The organism is Psychrobacter sp. CX21 (assembly GCF_057396255.1).
Map to the genome: position 1 here is coordinate 13,297 of NZ_JBXYJG010000001.1, position 19,132 is coordinate 32,428.

Below are 19,132 nucleotides of genomic sequence, written 5' to 3' on the forward strand. Positions count from 1 at the left end.
AATAGCTTTAACTATAGTCAGCGAACTTATAAAGAGTCACGGTGTTAACCTCGTTAAGCCTACCCTAGTAGTACTTGCACTCGGTTGCCTTATGACTACTTTAAAGTTCTTTGACTATAAAAGCTCATTAAACGACGCTTAATTAAAAACCCATCATTGAATAATAATCAATGATGGGTTTTATAATTTTGAGGTTTATATCTGCTAATTTTACTTCTAATGATATCTTCAAGTAATATCTTTTACTAATGATATAGCATTATGACAAAAAGCGCTTAGAAGAAGGCAACTTTTGCATCAAAATCCAATAAACCGCTCCGGCTGGAATCAAACTTGCGTACCAAGATATATTATTAAATGTCAACGCAACGATGATGCCGATAACCATTGCAATAACCGCCGCCATATTAACGCCTCGATACGGACCATTTTTATCATAAAGTTTAGACACATCAAGTGTCCGCTTACGTATGATGTAGTAGTCCACTACCAATATAGCAAAAATAGGTCCTAAAAAGGCTGAATAGGTTTGGATAAACAGGTTTAGACCCGCTGCCGATTCATCTTTTACAAGCTCCCAGGGGAACGTACAAAACGCTAATAATCCAACGATGACGGCTGCCGTTTTGTATTTTAAATTAAACACGTCCATTAACGCATACGCTGCAGGTACCACATTATTTAAAATGTTGGTTGTTATCTGAGCAAAGGCAATAAATAATAATGTCACAACCAATAACAGCTTATTGTCTACCGCGCTTGAGAATACTTTGATAGGATCAACTTCTCCCGTTGCGCCTGAAACCATGATCCCAATCAAACCCATAAAAAGGGTGGCTGGTAAAATAGAGTTGGCATAAATAGCTACTTGGCGAAATATGCCTACATCTTCACGTAGCTCTCTTGAATAGTCAGAGACGTTTAATATCATGGTGCTATATACACCCAAAAACAACATGGTCGCTCCCCAAAATGGCGCACCCCATGTCCCTTCAATTGAAATTAAGTTGGTTGAAATGGCATCACCATATTTGTTTATAACGCTAAAGAACATATAGATCAAAGAGCCAATGATAAATACAGAACCGATGTTCTCAAGCCACTTAATACCATGAAATCCAAGTACAGAGAGCGCTATTTGCAAGGCTTGGAATCCAATAAAAAACACAATAAGGTTGTCATAGCCAAATAAGGTTGCCGATACTAGATTTAAAGCGCCCGCGCCAATCCAGCTTTGAAACCCAAACCAGACAATCGCTGGCACCGATCTCACCAATGCAGGTATACGAGTACCCCCAAAGCCAAATGCTGATCGCGCTTGCACCATAAAAGGGATACCATATTTATGACCCGCCTGCCCGTTGATCATTAAAGCGGCACCAATGACGGTACAACCGATTGCGATGGCAACCACAACCTGTACTAAGTTCAGAGTTCCCACCAGCCCTGAACCTACTGTAAACGTTCCGATAGATACACAACCACCTAGCCACGCAAATAAATAAGACCAAGGGCCCATAATTCTCGTTGCTTGAGGTGCAAGACTCTCTTCACCCACTGCTTTATTTTCAATGACATCCACGCCAACGTGAGCAGTAGATATGTTTGTTTGACCCATATTATTTTTCCTAATGTTAACTTTCCATGAATGTAAAGGCGCAACGTAGTTCGATAACAGCTAGCTCTTCAAAAATTAGCTTGATTTAGTAGCTCTATTTAATAGTGAACTGTTAGCTTTAACCCTTAAAATGACCTACATTGACATCCTATATATGCAAAACCTTTGTCCTAAGCTGCACTTAGCTTTGGATAGGTTCAGCATATGCCCCTATTTTGCTGGTTTTAAGTTCGCAACCAACGAGCGCTTCAACCATGCGCGTTGCAACAACCACGCCATCTATTACAGGCACACCTGTCTCTTGTGATAACCATTCTGTTAGGTCTGCCATTCCCGCGCATCCTAAAACTACAGCTTCACAATTGTCTTCACGTATCGCTTTTAGTATTTCATCACGTACCTTTTCTTTAGCACCAGACCCCGGCTCTTCAAGTGCCAACACTGGTATTGATGCCGAACGCACCCGTCTACATCGATGCGATAAGCCGTATCCATGGATCAAGTCTTCAATGACGGGTACCGAACGTGGCAATGTAGTCACCACACTAAATGACGTAGAGATCATACTGGCGGCTTTTACAGATGCCTCACAGATACCTAGAACAGGACCGGAGAAAACTTCTCGACAAGCGCCGATGCCTGGATCGTCAAAACAAGCGACCACCACCCCATCTATTCCCTCTTCTTCAGCTTGTTTCAATCGTTTAATAAGCCCTGGTACTGATAAGGCTTCATCATGGTGACCTTGAATACTCGCAGGCGCATCTGTTCCAGAAGCACCGATAATAACTGTTCCAGAACTTGCACGTTGGCGTGCACTTTCTACAATCTTATCCGTCATAGACTGGGTTGAATTTGGGTTAATCACTAAAATTTTCATGCAAGCTCTCTACAATTTGTTAAAAAATGTTTGCTAATGTTTTTTATTGTTAACTATAATTGTTAACAATTCAATAGATATTTTTAATTTTTGTTGTTTCACTACCTCGCTATTCTTATAATGTCACTATTATCCGTAAGTATTATCAAACAACATAAAGAGAGTTATGTTTCCAGAGCAGGATATAATCAGCGCCATTGTTAATGCGATTGCAGAACAACGTTTACCCGCAGGTACCAAACTTGGGGAGCAGATGTTGAGCGACTTATTTAATTGTAATCGTGCGAACGTCAGGCGCGCGCTGTCTACACTTGCGACAATGAATATTGTGCAATTAGAACCCAATCGCGGGGCTTTTGTTTCAATACCATCGCCTAAAGAATCACGTCACGTTTTTGAAGCTCGGCGTGTTATTGAATGTAGTCTTGGGGCAGGGATTATTGAAAATGCAACGGTAAAAGATATTGAGGACTTGCATACTTTTATAAGTGAAGAGCATGAGGCGACCTTTAAGGGAAATAACCCTTTGGCTCTGCGCTTATCACGTAAGTTTCATATTTGCTTGGCGCAAATTGCTGGCAATAAGGTTTTAGAACGTATCTTGTATGAATTGACGTTACGAACGACGTTAATTATTGGTTTATACGCCCAGTCTAAGAGCAATATATGTCCGAAAGAGGAACATTCGCAAATCGTAAATGCTATTAAAAAAAGGGATGAGAAACGGTTAGTTGAGCTTATCAGGCAACATCTCGATCATCTTGAGTCTAATTTAGATTTTGATAAAATCTCAAAACCTTTTAGTGTTTTAAATCAGCTAGGATAGTTTGCTTATATCTTGATGAGTATAATAAGTAATATGATGCTAATTAATTCCAATAATGCGAAACGACTTAAACTTTAATTATGTAGTGCAGATTTCTGCTTTAATGAGCCAAAATAGATTGCAAACATGGTTAAAAGTTCAAGTATTACTCATGTAGACTTAGCGAGGTTAACGCAGTAACCGTTTAGTAGTTCTTTGACTATAGATGTTAACTATTTATTAGCTACCTGCTAAATTACTCTTTAAAAAAAATAAATCCCAACGTAAATAAAACCATACTTGCATAAAAAAACCCACCGCTAACTTTAGCGATGGGTTTCAATATATTGTAACTGTGTCAACGGTTTGGCTAACTGACTAATAGCAAATAACGAGATGGGATCTCATCATTGAACTTATTTAGCAGCGGCAGCTTGAGTAGCAGCAACTTCAGCAGCGAAGTCTTCTTCTTTCTTCTCGATACCTTCACCCACTTCAAAACGTACGAAATCTTTGATCGTAACGCCATCAGTTTTTAGGACATCGCCAACCTTTTTGTCATTGTCCATAACGTATGCTTGACGAACCAATACCACTTCATCAAGATATTTACGCAGACCACCTTCTATCATTTTTTCAATGATGTTATCAGGCTTGCCTGATTCACGTGCTTTGGCTTCAGCGATATCTTTTTCACGCGCCAATACATCCGCAGGTACGTCGGTATCATTAACAGCAACTGGGTTAAATGCTGCAATGTGCATTGCTAAGCTTTTACCGCTTTCTTCGTTACCGCCTTCAGTTGATACTACTACACCAATACGTAGACCATGACGATAAGAAGCTAAGTTTTCACCTTCAACAATCTTGGCACGACGTACTTGAATGTTTTCACCGATTTTTTGAACCAAAGATACACGCGCTTCTTCAACGGTTTGATCATCGCTATACTGTAAGTTAGCAATAGCTTCTGGATCTGTCGTATCATTTGCAAGTGCTAATTCAGCTACTTTTTCAGCGAAGGCTGTGAAGTTGTCATCTTTAGCAACAAAGTCAGTCTGACAGTTTACTTCTAATAAGATGGCTTTATTGCCTTCATGTTTGATAATGATGGCGCCATCAGCAGCAATATTACCCGCTTTTTTAGCCGCTTTAGCTTGACCTGATTTACGTAGGTTATCGATTGCAGTTTCAACGTCACCACCTGTTTCTTCTAGTGCCTTTTTACATTCCATCATACCAAGGCCAGTACGGTCACGAAGCTCTTTTACTAATTTAGCAGAAATCTTTGACATATTTTTCCCTCTATAGTGAGTCATTATGATTATAAATTAAAAAATCATGAAAGCTGAGTGTAAGTTCAGAAAATGACAAGGGCATGACGAGGTTTACCACATCATGCCACTCTAAGTCATTTGATATCTATATCTTTAAGTAAAAGACAATAATATAAAGTGAATAATAATTATTCTGTAAATAATTGTCGCTACTTAACTTATCAATTACTCAGCTGAATCAGTTTGTGCTTCAGTCGCAGTCACTTCTTCTTTAGGCGCTTCTTGTGTAGGCGCTTCTTGTGTAGGCGCTTCTTGTGTAGGCGCATCTTCAGCAACTGGTGCTTCAGGAGTGCCGCCAGCTTGAGTCTTAGCATATTCTTTACCAGCAATGATAGCATCAGCCATACGTGTCACATATAGACTTACCGCACGAATAGCATCGTCGTTTGCAGGAATAACGTAATCAACGTTATCAGGATTAGAGTTTGTATCAACGATACCAATAACTGGGATACCTAAGTTCTTAGCTTCTTTAATAGCGATTGCTTCGTGATCCACATCGACAACAAAGATAGCATCAGGTAGGCCGCCCATGTTCTTAATACCACCTAAAGAGCGCTCTAGTTTTTCCATAGCACGGGTACGTTCTAAAGCTTCACGCTTAGTAAGCTTAGCAAATGTACCATCTTCAGCTTGTTTTTCTAATTCTTTAAGACGGTTGATAGACTGGCGTAAAGTTTTCCAGTTAGTCAACATACCACCTAACCAGCGATGATCAACATATGGTTGACCAGCACGCTGAGCTTGTTCGCGAATGATTTCGCTTGCAGCACGTTTAGTACCAACAAATAATACTTTGTTGTTTTTAGCAGCTAAGTTGTTTACAAACGTTAATGCTTCATTAAAAGCTTTAACCGTATGCTCAAGATTAATGATATGAATTTTGTTGCGTGCACCAAAGATGTACTGGTTCATTTTTGGGTTCCAAAAACGAGTTTGGTGACCAAAGTGTGCTCCAGCCTGTAGTAGGTCGCGCATTGGCATTTTAGTTGGACTATTTGACATGTGAATTCCTTAAGATATGGGTTATGCCTCCACACTGCAAAAATTACCGATTTATCGACACGCATTTGTTTATAATTTAGTCCAAGGAATACTCTAACTCTAAAAGAAGACTATCTATAAGACTAACAAACAACAAATTAATCAAGTCGACAAACACCCAGCAACTCTTAAACGCAATGTGTGTGTCATTGGTTATATGTAAATTTAAAATACTCGTTTTTATTTCAATTCACTGTTCTTTGAATTTATCGATTAAGAGTAATAAAGCCGTTCAACGATAAAAGCATTAAACATCAAACGTACTACCATTTTCTAATCGAATTCAGCAAACAATTTTTAGAAATAAAACAAGGCGCATATTTTAACATAAATAGTTGTCAAGTAGAAGTAATGCTGATTAATATTAATGTGACTTATTCTATATACTCTTTATCTAAATTTATGAGGTTTAGTTTCATAATCATTTAAACAAAAATTACCCAAACAAATAATCACCTAAACAAAAGTATATGGGTGCGTGCTATAAGGTGTGTGCTATAATACTCACCTTAATAATCTAAACAATATAGGGCTGTATGACATAAGCCTATATAGCACCCTAAATGTTTTTTACTTAATAATAAAAACTTTTTTACGACTTGCTCAAGTCATTAAACGACTGGCTTAATTGCATATGCCATTTCGAACTAACATCTATTATTTGATTAATTATTAAGGTATCAATAGTCCTCATGTCTATAGATCAAACAAAAAGTTAGGCAAATAGTTAATCAAATAATTATACAAATCCTTGAATAAACAACTTCTAAGTACACATACTACTAAATCCATCTACGAAAAATAATTATATTATGAACGATTCAAAAGATTTAATTCTATCCCCTGATGCTATTGAGAAAATGAGAGTGGCCGGCAAGCTTGCCTGCGATGTACTGGTTATGCTTGATGAGCACGTAAAAGCAGGTGTCACTACCGAAGCATTGAACACTTTAGCGCACGATTATATTGTAGATGTTCAAGGCGGTATACCAGCTCCATTAAACTACGGACAACCCCCTTTTCCTAAGTCAATTTGCACCTCGGTTAACCACGTTGTTTGCCACGGTATTCCAACGGAAAATAAAGTATTAAAAGAGGGTGATATCATCAATATTGATGTTACCGTAATCAAAGATGGGTACTATGGAGATACCTCTAAGATGTGGATCATCGGTGAGGGGTCAATCATGGCACAGCGTATCTGTGATGTGGCACAAAAAGCCTTGTACGCGGGTATGGCCGCTGTAAAAGATGGTGCGCATCTTGGTGATATTGGTGCAGCGATTCAGCAAGTAGTCGAGCCTGAACGCTTTAGTATTGTCAGAGAGTTCTGTGGTCATGGGATTAGCAATCAATTCCATCATGAACCACAGGTTATGCACTATGGACGTAAAGGCACGGGTATGCAGCTCAAATCTGGTATGACATTTACCATTGAGCCCATGATTAACCAAGGCACGTGGAAAACTAAAATACTCCCTGATCAGTGGACTGCCATCACCAAAGACCGTAAGTTGTCGGCACAGTGGGAACACACCCTAATGGTCACTGACAATGGCTGTGAGGTATTTACCACACGTCCAGAAGAAGATTTAAGTTTTATAACTACTTAGTACACGTAAAAGACTGCCTAGGCAGTCTTTTTTTTGGCATTATTATCGATAATCTTTAATCGTTTATTTGGTATCGTTTATTTTTTAAAAATGACCTTTTTTCAATTATCTTTTTCAAAAATAGAACGTTATTAAGTGAAATGTTATTGAATTCATTATATATTAATAGAATGAGATGTATGTAAGATATATATGCGTATGAGGACATTTGATTGATTGCTCAATTGCCACACAACCTAACTTTAATCGTAGCGTATTCTTTAATAACACTTATAGCCTTTTAGACTTATAGCTTTTTAGATAAGTATAGAACACTAGCCCTTGGAACCCGTAATTACTATGTTTATTGACGAACAAACTGATCCCCTTATTACACCATTACCTAATCTGTCTGATAGTGACTCAAGAAACTTAGGTATACCGCAGTGGCTTAAAACTGTCGAAGCCGATATATCAGCGGCTTTAGTAAAAGGGGTAAATATTCGGCAACTTGTTGAAGCGCGTGCTCATGCCATAGATACTCTACTTAAGGCACTTTTTAAACATCATGGCCTGACACAAACAAGCCTAGCGCTATTTGCCGTTGGTGGGTATGGGCGGGGTGAACTGTCGCCCTATTCGGACGTTGATATTCTACTCCTCGCACCAGAAATCGTCGATGCTGAGGATGGCAAGAAAGTTGATGCGTTTGTTGCAAGCCTTTGGGATGTAGGCATAGAGCCTGGTTTGGCGGTACGCAGTGTGGATGACTGTCTCAATATGGCTGAAGATCTCACGGTTGCTACCAATATGTTAGAAACACGTTTACTAATTGGCAACGACACTTTGAGCACAGTACCAAACGAGATCGTAAAAGAAGTATGGTCGCAAAAGGATTTTTTTAACGCAAAAATGGAGGAAGCACGTCGGCGTTATTTACGTCATAACGCGACGGAATATAATTTAGAGCCAGATATTAAGAAGTCGCCAGGTGGTCTGCGTGACATTCATACCATAGGCTGGATTACAAAACGTTATTTTAGAATCAGTAAATTATATGATCTTGTACCGCAAGAATTTATGACGGAAAAAGAGTTTGATGAGCTGATGTTTGCCGAAGGCTTTTTATGGTTGATACGTCATCATCTACATCATTTGACTGGACGTAACGAAAATAAATTACTGTTTGATTATCAGCGTGATATTGGTGAGCGTATGGGCTATATCCAAATGCCAGATGATGAGCCAAATGCCGCTGTTGAACGCTTTATGCGCGATTACTACCGCTGCGCTATGCAGATATCTTCGTTGTCAGAAATGCTAACGTCACATTATTATGAGACGTTGATCGAAGCGCGTCTGCCTGAAGCGGAACGTCCCAAAAAGATAGTATTAAACGCCCGTTTTAATAAGATTGGCAACAACGCTATTGCCATCGCACATCATCATGTTTTTGCACAGCATCCTGAAGCCATTTTAGAGATGTTTTTATTAATGGGTCAGCATGGCATTAAATATATTCGTACCCGTACTCTGCGCGCTTTAAAAATCGCAGCTCGAGGTATCGATCACGCTTATCGGGAAAACCCAGTTCACAAACAACTGTTTATAGATAATTTAAAAGAGCAAAACTATCTGTTCCAACGTTTACGTATTATGAAACGTTATGGGGTGCTCGCCAACTATATGCCCCAGTTCAAAGACTTGATTGGACTGATGCAATATGATTTGTTTCATCGTTACACGGTAGATGCGCATATCTTACTGCTGATACGTATGCTGCACCGTTTCACCGACCCAAAATATCAAGACGAGTTTGCCCTAGTTAGTTCTATATATCAACGTATCGAGCGCAAAGAGATTCTCGTATTAGCGGCGATTTTTCATGATATTGCTAAGGGACGTGGGGGCGACCACAGTGAGCTGGGTGAAGCCGATGCAATTGAGTTTTGCTTAGCACATGGTATGAGCGAGGCGGACGCCAGACTTATAGGATGGCTGACCCGCTATCATCTATTGATGTCGATGACCGCTCAAAAACAAGACATCTCTGACCCTGAGGTGGTCGCAAAATTTGCAGATATCGTTGGTAATGTCACTCATCTTAACCATTTGTATGTCTTAACGGTGGCTGATATGAACGCCACGAATCCACAGCTATGGAATAGCTGGCGTGCCAGTTTGATGAGACAGCTATATACGCAAACACGGCGAATCTTACGCGCAGACTTAGATGCCCCCACCAATCGTCAAGAAATGATTGAAACTACGCGCAAACAGGCGTTAGCGATGTTGGATAAGGTGGACAATCAGCACATGAAACGTGATGAGGTATTGGCGCTATGGGATGAACTTGGTGATGAGTACTTTTTGCGTGAAATACCTGAAGCCATTATGTGGCATACAGAAGCTATCCTAAATCATCCTCCAATTGGCCGAGCCTCTGATGCCAATAGCGAACCTTTAATAGCCCTGCGTGAACACCGTGAACTAGCCCTTGATGCAGTGCAGATTTTTATCTACACTCAAGATCAGGCCAATCTATTTGCAGTTACGATGGCTGTATTTGACCAAATGAACCTTGATGTTCTAGATGCGCGTATTATTACGGCGACTCGCGACTTTGCTTTAGATTCGTATGTCCTACTCGATCGTCAAGGTACATTATTGACCGACCCCGAATCAAGAGCAGAGCTGACGCACCGTCTTATTGATGCCTTCAAAAACCCAGAAACACCTAAGCTTGTCAAAAAGCGGTTGCCAAGACGTCTCAAGAACTTCCAAGTTCCTACCACCATTAATTTTACTTATAATGCAGCAAGTCATCAACATGTCATGAGTTTGACCACGCTTGATCAACCAGGATTGTTGGCTCGTATTGGTCAAATATTTTTGAATGAAGATATTGAAGTGCATGCCGCGCGTATCACAACGCTTGGCGAGCGGGCTGAAGATTTGTTTTATATCAGCGATATAGATGATAAAGCCCTAAACGATGATAAGCTCGAACGATTAAAATCTGCATTAATTGATGTGCTAGACCCAAATCAAGTACAAGACTGATCGAGCACAAGATTAGTGATAAATAAGTTATTATCATAATTACTATCATCTATTTATTTAAAGCTGTTTAGTACTATTTATTCTTAATTAAATAGATAGTATTAGACATTTAGTTCAATACAATTAGGGGCGCTCTAGAGTTACCCCAAACGAATAAAGTAGGCTTAGCATGAACCCAAAGTTAGACTTATTACACCCCTACCCCTTTGCCAAAATGAGCAAATTATTAGCCGACTCAACGCCTGCTAAAGAGTATGAGGTCATAAAACTGGGTATAGGTGAGCCAAAACACGTGCCGCCTAGTTTCGTAATAGAAACACTTGCTGATAATTTGCTAAAAGTGCAGAATTATCCCTCGACCAATGGTTTACCTGAGCTGCGTCAATCAATAGCTGCGTGGTTAACCCGTCGTTTTCATCTAAATACTATCAATCCAGACAGCCAGATTATCCCAGTGATGGGAACGCGTGAAGCCATTTTTAGTTTTGTTCAATCAGCAATTGATACAAGTTCTTTCGATTTAATTCATGAAAATACAGACTCAGAAGTAGATAACGTTTTACAGTCTACAAAATCTAAAACCATAGAATCTGAACCAGTAGTTGTCATGCCCAATCCTTTTTATCAAATATATGAAGGAGCATGCTTACTGGCAGGGGCTCAACCTTACTTTATTCCTTGTACCAAACAAAACAGTTTCAAAGGCGACTATCTTTCTATACCTGCTGATATTTTGGATCGTACCCAAGTGGTTTTTGTCTGTAGCCCTAACAATCCAACGGGTGCAGTAATGACTGAATCGGATTGGCAAGCTTTGATAGCTTTATCTGATCAGCATGATTTTATTATCGCAAGTGATGAGTGCTATAGCGAATTGTATTTTGAACAGCCGCCTGTTGGTTTACTTGAAGCGTGCGCTAATATGGGTCGACATGATTATAAAAACTGCGTGGTGTTTCACTCGTTATCAAAACGCTCGAATTTACCAGGGTTACGCTCAGGGTTTATTGCCGGTGACGCCAGTCTATTAAAGCCCTATTTACAATATCGCACGTATCAAGGCTGCGCCATGTCCATTCATCATCAGCTCGCGTCAATTTCTGCGTGGGAAGATGAAGAACATGTTGCGCATAACCGTGAGCTATATGCACGAAAATTTGATTTGTGGATGAACGAGCTTGGGGATGCCTTAAACTTAACTAAACCTGATGCAGGCTTTTATTTATGGGTTCAAGCGCCTAGTAAGTTTACAGACAGCCAAGGCGAACCTGACGATGAAGCCTTCGTCAAAGCTCTATATGAAGAGCTGAATATAAATGCATTGGCAGGACGCTATTTATCACGTGAAGTCGATGGCTTTAACCCGGGTAAAGGATTTGTACGTTTGGCATTAGTTGCGAGTGTAGATGAAAGCCGAGAAGCCATAAAACGTATAAAAAAATTGTTGCAGCTATAAATACTATTTGACGCCGATAGGCGCGGTTAAGGGCACATAATCAAGAATAACTTATATAAATAAAATGCTAAGCTTTAATTTCTATAATCTCTAACTGCTAAGTGATAATGTATTCATCGATGACCCAATCAAGCTTGCATACTATATATTCATATAGAAGATTATTGTGAAATCCTCAATGATAAAGTGGTAAGCTAGAAACAATGTGAAATAACACTATAATCGCTATATTGTGTGTGGGACCAATGAACCAAGGAGTGGTTTATGAATAGGTTAGACTTTAAGCAGCCACCGTTTGATGTATTAACACCCGCTGAACGTGAAAGCTTAAAAAATCAAACTCAAATACTATATGTCGCCAAAGATGATCCGTTGAGCTTGGATGAGTGTCAGTATTTCTACGTGGTTTTAAAAGGCCGTATTCAAAAAAGCCTCAATGAAGTTGAGCTTAGCGACTATGCTGCGACTGCATATAGCAACGATTGGTTTGATGCTCGCAAATCTCCTGCCAAGCCCGCTACTCAAACTTATAACGAACATAACGGTCTGGCCGAAAGCTCTTTTTTAGCTAATGGCACTCCTAATAACACTTATCACTATCTGGCACTTGAAGACAGCTTATTATTACAAGTCAATCCAGTAGCCATAGATAGACTCTCCTCCCAAAATCGTCATATTAGAAACCTGCTCAGTGACGATCTTACCGATAGAATGCAAGCCTACAAGCAGCGCGGCGTAGGCGCTCAAAGTGCATCTACACAGTCAGGATCAGCACATTCTGATAAGAGTTTGAACTCGGCTCAAGCCGAATCGCAGCAGCTTATGCTGCAGCCCGTTACCGCCATAAACATGCTCGATGTGCATATCATATCTGACACAGCAAGCTTATATGAAGCGGCAAGCACCATGACCCAAGCGGGATTAAAACACGTCTTAGTAAAACGCGAGCCTACTGTCGATTACCACCCTACCCGTTCAAAGCAAGGCAATTTAGGTATATTAACCGATGCTGATATTTGCCGAGCGGTTAGTGCGCGCGAAGACATGAGCGATGTGCTTTGTAGTAAGTACGCTAAATTCAATCTATATACCATCTCACACGATCAAGACATTAGCGAAGCTTTATTAGCAATGATACGTTATCGAGTACATCGGCTGCCTGTCATTGATGATAATAAAGACATCATTGGGGTACTGGGTCAAACAGATTTACTAGCATTTTTAAGTCATCATTCACAGCTTATTACCATTCAGATTGAACAAGCCAGCAGCATTGAGATGTTAAAGCAGCCGGTAGATTTAATTGGACAATACATTCGCGCGCAGCACAAAAATGGTATCAAAATTAGTGTAATTAGCCGTATTGTACAAGCGCTAAATGCTCAGGTATTTGCTAAGCTATGGCGTCTAATTGTTCCAGATATGGTATATGAGAATTCCTGTATCATCGTTATGGGCTCAGAGGGGCGCGGCGAGCAGATCATGCGTACCGATCAAGACAATGCTTTGATCATCCGCAATGGTTTTAACGACCCTAATATGGCAGAGTACGCGCATACTTTTAACCATACCTTAGCGGATATGGGTTATCCGCTTTGTGATGGCAACATCATGATAACCAACCCGATATGGCGCTTGCCAATCAATCGATTCAAAACCCAAATTACCACTTGGTTTAATCAAAGCGAGCCCGAACACGCCATTTGGATCTCATCTATTCTCGATGCCGCTTATGTATGCGGGGATGAAAGTTTATTAAACAGTTTACGAGACCATATCCAGCTGGCTTTTCACAACTCAGACCCTATGTTAATTCGTAACTTTGCTAAAGCGGCGTTACAGTTTGGCGATGTGAACCAGTGGTGGCAAAAATTTATGCCCCTAATTGGCAAGCCTGCACCGCAAGATATTGATCTTAAAAAAGCAGGAATTTTCCCATTAGTGCATGGTATCCGTACGATGGCGCTTGAAAATGACATCTTTGAGGTCACCAGCACCAAAGGCCGTTTGCAAGAATTAGTAAGAGCAGGGGTCATCAACAAAAACCGGTCTGAAACCTTAAACGAAGCGTTAGAGTTCTTTATGGCTAGACGTCTAGATATTGCGCTAACGACTGAGGACAAGCTTGCGCGTCAAGTTGACCCGAGCACGTTATCCGCCCTAGAACGCGATCTGCTAAAAGAATGCTTAAATGTGGTCAAAAGCTTTAAAAATGAGCTTAGTCAGCGCTATCATTTAGAGGTTAGCTAGTATGCGCTTTTTTAATCAGTTAAAGTCAAACTGGTATCAAAAACGGCTGACTCGCCCAGAGTTGATGCCGATGTTTAACCCGCCTCGTCCTAATGAATGGGTTGCTATAGACTGTGAGATGACCGGACTAAACCCTAAAAAAGATCACCTGTTGTCTATAGCTGCGATACATATCAACGGGTCACGTATTGATACAGGTCAAGGTATTCATCTCATATGTCGACCGCCTGTTATGCCAAAAAAAGACACCATAATTATTCATGGATTAAGACCGATCGATGTAGAAAATGGCTTAAGCTATGAGCAAATGCTTGATCAATTATTGCCTTTTATTGGCAACCGTCCCATCGTTGGATTTTGTACAGAGCTTGATATTGGCTTTCTAAACCCACTCATTAAAGCCTATATGGGCACGGCACTACCTAATACCATTGTTGATATACGTACACTTTACAACCGCTATAGTGGCAATCGCACACAAGGTGTGGCACACCAATCGCAGCATTTAACCGCCATTTGTCAGCAATTAAAGCTTCCTGACTTAGAGGCTCATGACGCTTATAATGATGCGGTCATGACGGCAATGGCTTTTTTACATCTCAAACAATAGCGCATCTTGTGACAGCGAGCTGAGCTTCTCCTCTATTCGCATGGCGTAAATGAACACTCGATTCTCTATTAATTCCAAATCTGAAAATTAACATATTGAGGAAAGCGAGTGCAGACGCTACAAGTAGTAGGTTCCGCTAGTTTGACAAAGATAGGTTGTTTTTCAGAAAAGGTATAAACATAAATCTTTAGATACTTTTTTGATATAGTATGTATTCAGGCTGTTTGACGTTATAATAGGCAGGATTTGGCGTACCTAAATTACTGAATATTAGGGCGAAGTCCTAGCAACAAGCAAAGTGTTGCTGCTATTGACTTATATACTTGTATCTAATTAATAGATATTGCTTAATTTACTCATCATTTTTATTCACTGTTAATTTTATGATCTTACCCTCTACAACATCAGTGTCGCTATGTCATGCCATTCGCACTGTGGCTTTTTTTGTGCCATTTACTCTTGCCTGTTCCACACTTCACGCTAAGCTTCCAGAGGCCATAGCTTCTGCTATAAACAATGCTAATATTAGCGAAGATGATCTTAGTTTGATAATTATGGCAGTAGAAAATAAAGACGCGATGGCGGATGTTAATACAGCATCTTCTGATTCAAAAGTCTCTATAAACACAGCCCATGCAAACAAAGCCATAGCAAAGACCAGACTACCGTATGATGCTTCATATTCAAACGACTCATATTCAAACGACTCGGATTCAAGTAGCTTTAATTCAAGTAGCTCTAATTCTAGCAGCTCAGTTTCAAACAACTTAGCTCCAAATCAATCTGTAGATAGTGACTCAAATAGCCGTATAAAAAGTGATAATACCAACGATGTAGAATCAGATGACAATTTGACTAACGACACTATCCTAGCGCCGCTCGATACCTACGTAGAATCCGCACCTGTAAACCATACATTTGATACTGATCCATTGACGTATCCAATTAGACACCTAGTAGATGTGCCGCGCACGCCAGCCAGCACTATGAAGCTTATACCGACCTTTGTAGCGCTTGATATGTTAGGGCCGGACTTTGTATGGTTTACCAACGTATTTTACACCGGCCATATTCATAACAACACGCTATATGGCGATTTAATCATTCAAGGCAGTGGCGACCCAAAGCTTACCCACCAGCGCTTAAGCATGATGCTAGAGCAAGTTCGGCGGGCAGGTATTCAGCATATTAACGGCGATATCATCCTTGATAGTTCTATATTCCAAGGTATCAGCAAAGACCCTGCGGCATTTGATAATGATCCACTGCGTCCTTACAACGCAAGTCCAGATGGTTTATTAATTAATTTTAGTAGTATCGAAGTCACCACAATACCGCATAAAGAGGATGAAGATAATCCAAATAAAGAGGCGAACCAAAGCCAACAACACATAGCTCGCCTACTTTATAAACCCAAATTAGCGGATTACACCCTGCCCAAGACTATTAATGTGCGTCAATCAGGCCGATGTACCACCATCAAACAGGCCTTATCGCCTAAATGGGGTCAGGATAGCTTACACTTTAATATCTCATTGCCAGAGTCTTGCGGCGCGCATACCTTTTATATTGCCTATCCAGATGCCAAAGAATTTGCCAAGCGAGTTGTCAAACAGAAGTGGGTAAGCTTAGGCAATACCTTGACTGGTAGCATTAAGTTTTTGGGGTTAAGTAACACTGTTGCAGGCGATATCATCAATACCGAGCATCCACTCAAAACCCGTTATGGAACCTATAAAGACATGGACAAAACAACGGATAATACGGACAATGGCACTCTTAAAACAAACGATTTAGTATTAACGTCATTCCCGATACCCTTTGTCAGCTACCCCTCTTTGCCTTTATCGAAACAAATACATGACATCAATCATTACTCAAATAATGTCATGACTGAGCAGCTCACTTTATCCTTACCTGTTTATGCAAATAAAATAGCACAGACCAGATCAGACGCTGAGGCAACCGATGATCTACAACACAGTCAAAAACCTCCAACAGCGTATGGCTCTAACCACTATAGTTCTCACAATTATAATTCTGCTAACTATGTCAATGCTTTGAGCACTATTGATCAGTGGTGGCAAAATAACCTAGAAACGCCGCCGCCTATCATGACCAACGGTTCAGGATTATGCCGAAACTGTAGCGTTACAGCTGATAATTTGGCTGAGCTATTAAGTACGGCTTATACACATCCAGATTTTGATACCTATGTTAATTCGTTAGGCATCGCAGGGGTGAGCGGCACCATCAAAGAGCATGCAAAAAGAAAACCTAATTCAAATGCGATAGGACGGGCTTGGATAAAAACGGGTACATTGAATAATGTCACCTCTATGGCAGGCTATGTCTATGGTAAGTCAGGTCAGACTTATGTGGTAGTCGGCATCATCAACAGCTCAGACAAGATCAATACCTACAACGCTAGGTATGTATTAGATACTATGTTAGATTGGACGGCGCAGCACTAATTTTTTAGTTATTCTTAGCCTATATTAATAGTATTGTACAAAGTGAAGACATAGCTTTATATCGAACCGACTCGGAGCAGATCATGGAGAGGATTTATTTTGACAGTTGGGAGACGCTGGTTAGAATTGTGATTGCGTCTGTGTTTGTCTATGTGTGTATCGTCGTATTGCACAAGCTCTCGGGGAAGCGATCGACCTCTCAGCTCAATAATTTTGATTGGGTCGTTACTGTCATGATTGGTGCAATCGGTGGCAGCACCATTGTTGGTAAAAGTGTGCCTGTTATAGAAGGTATGGCGTCTATTGTGACATTGCTGCTACTTCAATATATGGTGACAAAATATGCCTCCATCTCGACCGAATTTGCTTCCATTATCTTATCGGAGCCTAGAGTTGTCTTTTATCAAGGAGAGTTTTTACCAGAAGCAATGCGTCAAGAGCGGCTCACCAAGCAAGAGATAGAAGGGGCATTACGGGGTCAGGGGATTCACGATCATGATGATGTTGCCGCAGTCGTTTTTGAAAGTGATGCCACGCTGACGGTGATTCCAAAGAGGGACTTGAACAATCGGTTTGATAAGGATGGAAATTTAAAGCCCTCAGATACGTTAGATTGTTTGACCTAATACACTGATGATGCCAAATGCTACGTCACTTGTAGCCCAAACAACTATAGTGAACGAAACCATAACCTTCAAAATCATAGCCTTCAAATCATAGATTGCCAAACCGTAGCATATAAAAGCATACGCTAAAACCACACTCTATATCGTCAGCGAACTACTAAGTGGTTAAGGTATTAACCTTGAACAGCCTACTTTAATAGTACTCATACTCGGTTGCATTGTAAGCATTTTGGATTTATTTGACTATAGAACCCTATAAAAACATAACACACAAAAAAAAGGATAAAGACTCAGTCTTTATCCTTTTTTAGCACTAAAAAATACTTAGATTATTTAATAGCTATTAGCTAATACAAAAACTGTCAGTTAACACGATAAATTAATTAATGCGATAAATTAGTTAATGCGTGACCATGTTTGACTACGCTTCAAGAAAGGCATACCTTTGATATTGCCAGTTAGCTTCAAGGTTTGACCATTACTAGCGAGCTTAACCGTACCGCCGTACACTTTACCACTTTCTGGATCGACCAAATCACCACCAGACCAAGTATTGTTACCTTGAGACTTAAGTTTAGTCAAAATTGGTAAACCAACAATAGGCTTGTTCTTTAACGACCCTTTACACAATGTACAAACTTCATTCGCTTTAGAAGCATCATTAACCTTAATGATTTTGCCTGTTACCACGCCGTTTGATTCCGTCATTTTAATAACGGCTTTCTTTTCTTTAGTTTTATCATCAACACTTTGCCACTGAGTGCCGTTAAGTGAGGCCGCCATCGCAGTAGTAGATAAAAGACCAGTTAAAGCAGTTGCAGCAAGTAAAGTAGTTAAGCGTTTCATATCGACTCCTATCGAAAATAAAAAATCCATTTAAGGGATGAAATTAAGAACTATAAAAATTAACTAACACAAATAGTAAAGAGCTTATCGATTAAGGTAGAATTCTAATAAAATGAATAAGATAACCTAACTATATGAGGTCTATTTATGAAATTAAACTCATAATACAATGTAAAATTTCATTTGTCGAACAAAAAAACCGAAAAATTGTTCATTTATAATTAAATTATCTAAACCCCTCTATTCAAGAAACAATATGGTATAAATGTTGCTGAAAAGGGATTAAAAATTCACTTAGTACCCATCATCTAAGTGCTAATATAAGCAATCAACGCCCTAAAACTCGGTATTTCAGCCTTTTAAAAGAGCGCTTTAATTGAGTTATATCAAATACATACTCACTATTATTTATAACTCACCTATTCAAATCATATTTACGTGCTGCGATAGAAGTATGTTTAAGCTTCAAATTTTTATCAGCAACAATTAGGCCTATCTCCTACAATACCATCCTTATGGATTAGGATTTCA

At 39.8% G+C, this 19,132-nt stretch carries 13 protein-coding genes; 8 read left to right on the top strand and 5 right to left on the bottom strand.

Annotated features, from left to right (window positions below; genetic code table 11):
- Positions 1-259 precede the first annotated feature (259 nt).
- Positions 260-1,618 carry an NCS1 family transporter gene (locus AC2SLP_RS00050; protein WP_486534517.1) on the bottom strand — a complete coding sequence of 453 codons (1,359 nt, stop codon included), beginning with the start codon at positions 1,616-1,618 and terminating at the stop codon, positions 260-262.
- A gap of 181 nt (positions 1,619-1,799) precedes the next feature.
- The gene (locus AC2SLP_RS00055) at positions 1,800-2,498 is read right to left on the bottom strand and encodes an aspartate/glutamate racemase family protein (RefSeq protein ID WP_486534518.1); all 699 of its coding nucleotides are present in this window, start codon (positions 2,496-2,498) and stop codon (positions 1,800-1,802) included.
- Positions 2,499-2,664: 166 nt separating this feature from the next.
- Here AC2SLP_RS00055 and AC2SLP_RS00060 point away from each other — a divergent pair, with 166 nt between their 5' ends.
- Positions 2,665-3,324, top strand: coding sequence for a GntR family transcriptional regulator (locus AC2SLP_RS00060; protein WP_486534519.1), 660 nt, complete (start codon positions 2,665-2,667; stop codon positions 3,322-3,324).
- Positions 3,325-3,719: 395 nt separating this feature from the next.
- Here AC2SLP_RS00060 and tsf read toward each other — a convergent pair whose 3' ends face one another.
- On the bottom strand, positions 3,720-4,598 hold the full coding sequence (gene tsf / locus AC2SLP_RS00065) for a translation elongation factor Ts (protein ID WP_486534520.1): 879 nt from the start codon (positions 4,596-4,598) through the stop codon (positions 3,720-3,722).
- A 207-nt stretch (positions 4,599-4,805) separates the two neighbouring features.
- Entirely contained in the window at positions 4,806-5,645 is an 840-nt protein-coding gene (rpsB, locus tag AC2SLP_RS00070) for a 30S ribosomal protein S2 (protein ID WP_486534521.1), read from the bottom strand.
- An 848-nt stretch (positions 5,646-6,493) separates the two neighbouring features.
- Here rpsB and map point away from each other — a divergent pair.
- From map to AC2SLP_RS00105, 7 genes are all read left to right on the top strand, one after another.
- Positions 6,494-7,297, top strand: coding sequence for a type I methionyl aminopeptidase (map, locus tag AC2SLP_RS00075; RefSeq protein WP_486534808.1), 804 nt, complete (start codon positions 6,494-6,496; stop codon positions 7,295-7,297).
- A 339-nt stretch (positions 7,298-7,636) separates the two neighbouring features.
- Positions 7,637-10,339 (top strand): [protein-PII] uridylyltransferase, encoded by a 2,703-nt coding sequence (glnD, locus tag AC2SLP_RS00080; protein WP_486534522.1) that lies wholly within the window; start codon positions 7,637-7,639, stop codon positions 10,337-10,339.
- Positions 10,340-10,508: 169 nt separating this feature from the next.
- The gene (dapC, locus tag AC2SLP_RS00085; RefSeq protein WP_486534523.1) at positions 10,509-11,795 is read left to right on the top strand and encodes a succinyldiaminopimelate transaminase; all 1,287 of its coding nucleotides are present in this window, start codon (positions 10,509-10,511) and stop codon (positions 11,793-11,795) included.
- 264 nt (positions 11,796-12,059) lie between these two features.
- On the top strand, positions 12,060-14,045 hold the full coding sequence (locus tag AC2SLP_RS00090; RefSeq protein ID WP_486534524.1) for a DUF294 nucleotidyltransferase-like domain-containing protein: 1,986 nt from the start codon (positions 12,060-12,062) through the stop codon (positions 14,043-14,045).
- A gap of 1 nt (position 14,046) precedes the next feature.
- Complete coding sequence (locus AC2SLP_RS00095) at positions 14,047-14,655, top strand: 3'-5' exonuclease (protein ID WP_486534525.1); 609 nt, start codon at positions 14,047-14,049, stop codon at positions 14,653-14,655.
- Positions 14,656-15,038: 383 nt separating this feature from the next.
- Positions 15,039-17,129 (top strand): D-alanyl-D-alanine carboxypeptidase/D-alanyl-D-alanine-endopeptidase, encoded by a 2,091-nt coding sequence (locus tag AC2SLP_RS00100; protein ID WP_486534526.1) that lies wholly within the window; start codon positions 15,039-15,041, stop codon positions 17,127-17,129.
- A gap of 83 nt (positions 17,130-17,212) precedes the next feature.
- Positions 17,213-17,755, top strand: a complete 543-nt coding sequence (locus AC2SLP_RS00105; protein WP_486534527.1) for a DUF421 domain-containing protein — start codon at positions 17,213-17,215, stop codon at positions 17,753-17,755.
- Positions 17,756-18,151: 396 nt separating this feature from the next.
- Here AC2SLP_RS00105 and AC2SLP_RS00110 read toward each other — a convergent pair whose 3' ends face one another.
- Positions 18,152-18,601, bottom strand: a complete 450-nt coding sequence (locus tag AC2SLP_RS00110; RefSeq protein WP_486534528.1) for a DUF2147 domain-containing protein — start codon at positions 18,599-18,601, stop codon at positions 18,152-18,154.
- Positions 18,602-19,132 lie beyond the last annotated feature (531 nt).